Source organism: Pseudoalteromonas sp. TB41 (assembly GCF_000497975.1).
Taxonomy (GTDB): domain Bacteria; phylum Pseudomonadota; class Gammaproteobacteria; order Enterobacterales; family Alteromonadaceae; genus Pseudoalteromonas; species Pseudoalteromonas tetraodonis.
In genome coordinates this window covers 61,513-69,581 of the sequence record NZ_AUTH01000014.1, presented here as the reverse complement: position 1 = coordinate 69,581, position 8,069 = coordinate 61,513, and the positions used below count along the sequence as shown (strand labels likewise).

Annotated in this window: 5 protein-coding genes and 1 pseudogene; 1 reads left to right on the top strand and 5 read right to left on the bottom strand. The window is 41.1% G+C overall.

Annotated features, from left to right (window positions below):
* Window positions 1-30: 30 nt before the first annotated feature.
* Window positions 31-792, bottom strand: a complete 762-nt coding sequence (locus L641_RS0102790) for an IS5 family transposase (protein WP_024600859.1) — start codon at window positions 790-792, stop codon at window positions 31-33.
* A gap of 87 nt (window positions 793-879) precedes the next feature.
* Here L641_RS0102790 and L641_RS0102785 point away from each other — a divergent pair.
* Window positions 880-1,629: pseudogene (locus L641_RS0102785) on the top strand (sterol desaturase family protein); the annotation flags it as partial.
* A gap of 45 nt (window positions 1,630-1,674) precedes the next feature.
* On the opposite strand, the gene L641_RS0102780 reads toward L641_RS0102785, so the two are convergent.
* The 4 genes from L641_RS0102780 to L641_RS0102765 form a co-directional block, all read right to left on the bottom strand.
* Entirely contained in the window at window positions 1,675-2,952 is a 1,278-nt protein-coding gene (locus L641_RS0102780; protein ID WP_024601061.1) for a protein kinase, read from the bottom strand.
* Window positions 2,953-3,025: 73 nt separating this feature from the next.
* On the bottom strand, window positions 3,026-3,739 hold the full coding sequence (locus tag L641_RS0102775; RefSeq protein WP_024601060.1) for a YebC/PmpR family DNA-binding transcriptional regulator: 714 nt from the start codon (window positions 3,737-3,739) through the stop codon (window positions 3,026-3,028).
* 198 nt (window positions 3,740-3,937) lie between these two features.
* The gene (locus tag L641_RS0102770) at window positions 3,938-6,016 is read right to left on the bottom strand and encodes a M13 family metallopeptidase (protein ID WP_024601059.1); all 2,079 of its coding nucleotides are present in this window, start codon (window positions 6,014-6,016) and stop codon (window positions 3,938-3,940) included.
* 195 nt (window positions 6,017-6,211) lie between these two features.
* Window positions 6,212-8,002, bottom strand: coding sequence for an ABC transporter ATP-binding protein/permease (locus L641_RS0102765; protein ID WP_024601058.1), 1,791 nt, complete (start codon window positions 8,000-8,002; stop codon window positions 6,212-6,214).
* Between the last annotated feature and the right edge of the window lie 67 nt (window positions 8,003-8,069).

Genomic DNA, 8,069 nt, shown 5'->3' with positions numbered 1-8,069 from the left:
TAGGGGCTGTTGATCTTTGTAGTACATATATCAATCAGCCCACATTGGTAGCCACATCATAGTAAATGCTAAAGCGAGCATTGAATGATAATTTCGTTCAAGCTTTTCATACCGCGTGGCTATCCCTCTATATTGCTTAATACGGCCAAATGCATTCTCAACCAAGTGCCGATATTTATACATGCACCAGTCAATATCTTCATTGCCTACTAAACTGTTGCCCTTACGTGGAATAACGGGTGTAGCGTTATTATCACGAACAAACGCTCTCAGTTTTTCACTGTCGTAGCCTTTATCTGCGACAACCATATTACTTGTTGGGCAATTAGCTACGAGTGACTCTGCATGGACGATATCATGCGTATTTCCACAGGATAATTCATAATAAACAGGCAACCCTCCGCTATCGACTGCAAGATGAATTTTCGTAGAATTTCCACCTCGGCTCTTTCCAATTGATTCATTGTCAGCAGTTCTTGCACCGCAACTATGTTGATGAGCCCTGACAATACTGCCATCAATGAAGACCCAATCCATGTCCGCATCACGAGATAATGCGCGAAACAGTTCATTCAAAATCCCTTTTTTGGACCATAAATTAAACCGTCTGTAGATAGCACTCCAACGGCCAAAATCAGAAGGTAAATCTCGCCATGGAATACCTGTGCGCATCTTATACAGTATGCCTTCGAGCGTTTTTCTATGGTCGGGCTTATTATAAATTCGACCACTTAAGTACATTACTTTTGATAAGACATTCCATGTCCCGTCTGTTAGCATTAATCTTGGCATGTAGGTTCGGTGTAAAGTTTTCTGGCGAATTCAATTATACCTTATCTTCATGCTGTTTGTTTTTCATACCACAAAGATCAACACGCCCTAGACTTATTAGGCTCAACCTTAATTTTTATTTTAATTGAAAAACTACTTCCGCATCGAAAAGAGCAAAAAATATTGCGTAGTGAATGGCGCGGGGATTTAAACCATTTCTTTGTCAATCATCTAATAGTGGGCTTTGTATTACTGGTTACTAATCATTTTGTTCATTATGGTTTTGGTTGGGCGGTGTCGAGCACATTACAAGGTTACATAGCGCAAATGCCGTTTATACTGCAGCTATTTTTAATTATTTTGGTGGCTGATTTAATGCAGTATTGGACACATCGTGCGTATCACGAAGTCCCCTTTTTATGGCGATTTCATGGTGTGCACCACAGTGCCAAAGAAATGGACTGGTTAGCAGGCTCTCGTCAGCATATTTTAGAAATACTGGTTACCCGTAGTTTAGTGTTAACGCCTATATTTGTGCTGGGTTTTTCACAGCAAATTATTAGTTTGTACGTGATTATTGTAGGCTTTCAAGCGGTATTTAATCACGCTAACGTAAATGTAAAATTTGGGTGGTTAAAGTATTTTATGGTTACACCGCAGTTTCATCATTGGCATCACGCATCCGATAAAGCCGCAATTGATAGAAATTACGCAGCCCATTTTTCGTTTTTAGATTACTTGTTTGGCTCTGCAGTAAAAGGGCAAGCAGAGTGGCCTAAAGAATATGGGGTTGTGGGTGATTACATGCCTGTAGGTATGCTAAAGCAACAAATTTACCCGTTTAAAAAACAAAAATAGTGTTCATTCTAGCTTGCGGCCATAATATTAATGGCCGCATAACCACTATAAAAAGTCAGCTAATGCGCTAAGTGTTGGCCGCTGTGCGATATTTTCGCTCATGCATTGCTGCGCAATATGTTTTAAGTGCATGACTTCAGCGTTTTGCTCTTGGCAGGTTGTGAGTAAATCCTCGATTAAACATCCCAAAGCACGCACTTCTATTAACTGCATTTGTTGATGTTGATAGTCACTGAGCATAGTAAGATCAGTGGCCGCGCCAAAGTCCCCAAACAGCACACGCGCGTGCGGGTCAACCATGGTATTGTGCGCATATATATCACCATGGCTTATATTGTGCTGGTGCAAGTGGGCCACAGTGCTAACCATTTGCTGCGCTATGGCATAAATTACTTGGGTAGAGTAGTGGCAATCGCTTTCAAATGTATCTCGAGTACAGGTATCAAGGCTCGGCGGTAAGCCTAGATTTGTAAAGCTTGTATCAATTAACTCCATCACTAAACCAAGCTGTTGCTGTTGTTCAATGTAAGCCAGTACTTTAATTAAGTTTGGATGCTCAAGCGCTTGCAAGCAGCAATTAACTTCATCCAGCGGATAACCATCGCTTGTAATAGTCCCTTTAAATAACTTAACAGCAACCGGCTCTTTATTCGTTGAATAAGCAAGATGGATAATCCCTGATGCGCCTTGGCCTATTACTTTACTGAGCGAGTAGTCACTCAGTGGTTTATTGGCTAAATTTGATTGGGTAAGGCACTGTGATTTATTAAAGCAATTACCTGCAAATGCAAGCCAAGTCAGCTTTGGTAGTTCAAATAGCCAATCATCAATTTGAGTTAACTGATTTGCAGAGAGCCTAATTAGTTCCAGGTTATGGCAGTTTGCCATGCTTATTGGTAGCTCACTGAGCTGATTACCTGCCAATGCCAGCTTTTTAAGCGCAGTGTATTGGCCAAATGTTGCAGGCAGCTTAGCTATTTTATTATCTGTAAGAATAAGCCATTCAATCGCTTTAGGTAGGCAGTGATCTGCAAATTCAGTGATGTAATTACCTTTAAATGCAACCATTATCAAAGCAGGACACTTAGCAAGTATTTTAGGTATATGTTTAAACTGATTAAACGATAAAAACAGTCGTTTTAATTTTGTTAAGCAGGCAAATTCATCAGGTAAATCAGATAAGTTATTATTAGATAAATCCAAGACTTCGAGGGTATCCGCGAGGGTAAAAATTTCCTCTGGAAAGTGGCTTAGCGCTTCAACTAATTGTAGGTGTTTTGCACCATGTAATTGGCCGCTGCGAAGTTGTGAAAGGGTATTCAAAATTAATAATCCATTTTAAAATCAACAAAAAGGCCAACTAAGTTGGCCTTTAAACACGATTAAGCTTTAACGCTTAAAATTGTGCGTTGTGGTACACGTTTTGTACGTCGTCACAATCTTCAAGCATGGCTAAAAAGCGTTCCATCACTTCTACATCTTCGCCTTCAATAGGGGCTTCTACTTGGGGTACAAAGGCAATTAAGTCTTCGTCAAATTCTGTCACACCCATTTCTTCAAGTGCGGTACGCGTATTGTTGTATTCAGTGTGAGGGGCAAAAATAGTCACTTTACCGTTTTCTACTTCTACATCGGTTACATCAACGTCAGCCATCATTAGCGCTTCAAGTACGGTTTCATCGTCGTCACCGTCAAATACAAAAATAGCAAGGTGATCAAATAAGTGTGATACCGAGTTTTGTGCGCCAATTTTAGCGTTTGCTTTAGTAAAACACACACGTACATCAGCAAAGGTACGTTTGTTGTTGTCGGTTAAACAGTCAACAATAATCATGCAATTACCTGGGCCGTAACCTTCGTAGCGCGTAGCTGCATAGTCTTCACCGCCGCCGCCTTTGGCTTTATCAATAGCGCGTTCAATTACGTGAGCCGGTACTTGGTCTTTTTTAGCGCGTTCAATTAAACGACGCAGTGCTAGGTTACCGTCTGGATCAACACCGCCGTTTTTTGCACAAATATAAATTTCTTTACCGTATTTTGAATAAACTTTAGTTTTAGCACCCGCAGTTTTAGCCATTGAATCTTTTTTGTTTTGGTAAGCTCTTCCCATCTGCGTTTCGCCTTAATATGTATAAATAATTGAAAAAATTTGCAAGCCCATATTCTAAAGGTAAATGCCGGGCAGGGCTAGTAAGTATTGAGATTGATTACTAAGTAACGGGGGGAACAGTTATTATGAATGGAAAATAAAAAAACCCGCCGAAGCGGGTTGTTTATTCGTTACAAATGATGAACGTTTGTCAGGGGATTACCAAATACGAACACGTTCGTCTTCTGGTAAGTACAACTCATCACCTGGTTTTACATCAAATGCTTTGTACCAAGCGTCGTGGTTACGAGGAGCTTGTGCTCTAAAGCGACCTGGCGCATGCGTACCGCCACGTAATTGATTTAACATGCTTTGCTCAGTACGTTTTTCTTTCCATACCTGTGCCCACGCTAAGAAGAAACGTTGATCGCCGGTTACACCATCAATCACAGGGGCTTCTTTACCATTTAGGCTTAGTTTGTAGGCATGATAAGCCATGGCTAAACCACCTACATCACCAATATTTTCACCTAAGCTGTTGCGGCCATTTACAAAGTTACCTGGAATTGGCTCATATTTGCTGTACTGAGCCGCCAGTTTGTCGGCTTTAGCATCAAAAGCAGCACGGTCTTCGTCAGTCCACCAGTTACGTTGTATGCCGTTAGCATCTGATTTTGACCCTTGGTCATCAAAGCCATGGCCCATTTCGTGGCCAATCACGGCACCAATACCACCGTAGTTTACCGCAGGATCTGCATTTGGATCGAAAAACGGCGGTTGTAAAATAGCGGCAGGGAATACAATTTCATTAAATGAGCTATTGTAATAAGCATTTACACGTTGTGGTGTCATACCCCAGCGATTGCGGTCGGTCTTTTTCAGCTCTTTTTCAACGCTATCGGCTTGGAAAAACTCACGCATATTTTTTACATTAGCCATTAAATCATTTTTGCTAATACTTAAGCCTTCGTAAGATTGCCATTCGTCTGGGTAACCAATTTTTGGCACAAACGCCGCTAATTTTGCACGCGCATTTACTTTTGTTTCTGCGCCCATCCAATCTAGGTTATCAATACGCTCGCCAAGGGCTGTGCGTAAGTTTTCAACCAGCTCAGACATTTGCTGCTTCGATGACTCAGGGAAGTAACGATCTACATAAATTTTACCAATCGCAAAGCCTAGTGAACTAGTGCCTGACATTTGGCTGATCGCACGTTTCCAGCGCGGACGAGGCTCTTGTTGACCATTTAACTCTTTACCAAAGAAAGCAAAGCTGGTGTTAAATATGTCTTCTGACAACAGCCCAGCGTTACCATTAATTGCATGGTATGTTAGGTAGTCTTTCCATACGCTTATATCTTCGTTGTTGATTAAATCAATCATGGCCTTTACAGGTTCAGGCTGCGACACGTTTAGCTGCGGTACTTTGTAACCTGTTTGCGCAAAGTATAAATCCCAATTAAATCCAGGGTACTGAGTACTTAACTCGTCGCGTTTTATTTGGTTTAACGTTATGTCACGATTACGGCGTTTTTCACGTGGCCAATGACCTTCTGCAATTTTTGTCTCTAGCGCTAAAATTGCTTGTGCACGTTCAGTGGTATTTTCAACACCAGCAAATTTAAGCATGTCGGCAATATGTGCAACATACGCTTCACGAGTTTTTACAAAACGCTCTGCATCTTCAAGGTAATATGAACGATCAGGTAAGCCTAAACCACCAGCACCTAACGACATTTCGTATTTATTAGGATCTAAGCGGTTAAACCACATACCACCACCAATTGGGGCGCTAACACCAGTGAGCCATGAATTACCAAAGATTTTTGCTAAGTCATCAGTTGAGTCGACAGCGTTAATATCGTTAAGCAATGGCTTAATGGGAGTCACACCGAGCTTATTTAGCGTGTCGGTATCCATGTACGAATTATAAAAATCAGCAACTAGTTGCTCTTCTGCATTTAAATTTTCACGTGCTGCAATATCTTCAATAATTTCTTTTACACGCTCTTCACTGCGTTCAGCTAACGCAGAAAACGCACCATAGCGTGTTTTATCTGCTGGCATTTCGTAGTTGTCGTACCATGAACCGCTGGCATACATAAAAAAGTCATCGCCTGGTTTTACAGCTTCATTGCGGGCAGTTAAATCAACCCCAAAAGTGCCTAATTCAGCTTGCTCAGTTGCTTGTGGTTTTTCAGCGACTGCTGCGACTTGCTCAGTTTTTGTAGTTTGTGGCTCTGAACAGCCGGTAATAAATGTAGCGGCGAGTGCCGCTGCAATTAAACTTTTTTTCATTACTTTCCCCTATGAATTCACGTTATTTAATTCGTTATATTTTTGTTATAAAAATAGCTATTTGATTGTATTGATAACTTCACTTCAAACAAACCTTTTGAGGTGAATAACCGTACCGGTCGATAAGATGAATAAAATACTATCAAAATAGCAAAAAAATACTCAACTACTTAAATCGTTCTTGAGCGGCTTAGTTTATTGCGCCTTTGACTGCTTTTGCTGTAATGCCCACATACGGGCATATTCACCGTTTTGATTTAGTAGTTCTTGGTGTTTGCCTTGTTCAATAATTTCACCAGCTTTTAAAACAATAATTGAGTCTGCGTCGGTTATGGTCGAAAGTCGGTGTGCAATAACAATACTGGTGTGATCATTTGCCACTTCTCGCATTGCTTTTAAAATAGCTTGCTCTGCATGAGAGTCGAGCGCGGAAGTTGCTTCATCAAAGATTAAGATGGGTGATTGCTTTAAAATAGCACGGGCAATGGCAATCCGTTGTTTTTCACCCCCTGAGACTTTTAACCCGCGCTCACCCACGAGGGTTTTATCGCCTTTGTCTAAGCTATTTATAAAGTCGGTTAAGTGCGCCATGTTAATTGCTTTATTTATTTCATCTTCAGTTGCTGAGGGTCTGCCATAGGCAATATTCTCACGGATGGTGCTATTAAACAGCACAGTATCTTGGGGGACTATCGCAATGGCTTTACGCAAGCTTGCAAGAGTAACTGTATTAATTGCTTGTTTATCTATGCTAATAGTGCCTGATGACAGCTCATAAAAGCGATACAGTAATCGGGCTAATGAGCTTTTTCCTGCACCACTTGCACCCACAATCGCGACTTTTGAGCCGGCAGCAACATTAAAGCTAATGCTTTTTAAAATAGGCCTTTTACTGTCGTAGTGAAAGCTTACTTTATCAAAGCTAATTTCACCTTGTTTAATGACCAATTCTTTAGCCTCATGAGCATCCGCCACTTTAGGTTGTGTATTAAGCAGGCCGAGCATGTTTTCAAGGTCGGTGAGGGCACGGCGTATTTCGCGATACACAAACCCTAAAAAGTTGAGCGGTAAAAAGAGTTGAATCATATACGCATTGATCATCACAAGTTCACCAATCGTTAACTCGCCCGTGACAACTTCGCTTGCGCCAAGCCACATTAATGCGGTTATTGCACAGGCAATAATGAGTGCTTGCCCTGAATTTAGCGCCAGTAACGAGAGTCTGTTTTTTAATCGTGCTTGTTCCCAGGTTGCTAAAAACGTATCGTAAGTTTTAGCTTCATACTCTTCGTTATTAAAGTATTTAACGGTTTCGTAATTTAATAAGCTGTCGATGGCGCGTGTGTTACTTTGGTTGTCGGCAGCATTTGACTCGCGAATAAAGCGGTTTCGCCATTGGGTAACTGCCACGGTAAAAAAGATATAAATAGCCACAGCAAGTAGGGTGATCAGCGCAAACCAAATAGAAAATAAGGTGCCAAAAATAATCGCCACGGTCATTATTTCAAACAACGTGGGCACAATATTAAACATTAAAAAGCGCATTAAAAAGCTCAAACCACTGGTGCCGCGCTCTATGTCTCGACTTATACCGCCAGTTTGTCTGTCTAAATGAAAGGCTAAATCTAACGAATGCAAATGTTTAAATACTTTAAGGCCAATATCACGCATGGCATGCTCGGTGACTCGAGAAAATACAGCATCGCGTACTTCACCTAAAAACACGCTGGCAAATCGCAGTGCGCCGTACATAACGAGTAATAAGGTTGGGACGAGCAGTAGCGGGTTAATTGATTTATCAACCGCATCAATTATTTCTTTTAAAGCCCATGGCATGAGCAATGTCGCGCCTTTAGCACCCACAAGCGCTAATATGGCAATCAGCACACGCCCTTTAAATTTAGTGATATAAGGCCAAAGAGTTTGAATGCTTTGTTTTAAATTCATGGCATCGGGGCGTTTTACTGAACTTTGTCTGGAGCGCATCGAGGATCTCAGTATTGTTTTTATATAAATGAAATAGCTTAATGTTGGCTATTGTATTTTAATTAGC

Bases quoted from the DNA above. Each gene is read 5' to 3' on its own strand.
- L641_RS0102790 (WP_024600859.1), bottom strand. From the start codon at position 792: ATGCCAAGATTAATGCTAACAGACGGGACATGGAATGTCTTATCAAAA.
- L641_RS0102775 (WP_024601060.1), bottom strand. From the start codon at position 3,739: ATGGGAAGAGCTTACCAAAACAAAAAAGATTCAATGGCTAAAACTGCG.
- L641_RS0102770 (WP_024601059.1), bottom strand. From the start codon at position 6,016: ATGAAAAAAAGTTTAATTGCAGCGGCACTCGCCGCTACATTTATTACC.
- L641_RS0102765 (WP_024601058.1), bottom strand. From the start codon at position 8,002: ATGCGCTCCAGACAAAGTTCAGTAAAACGCCCCGATGCCATGAATTTA.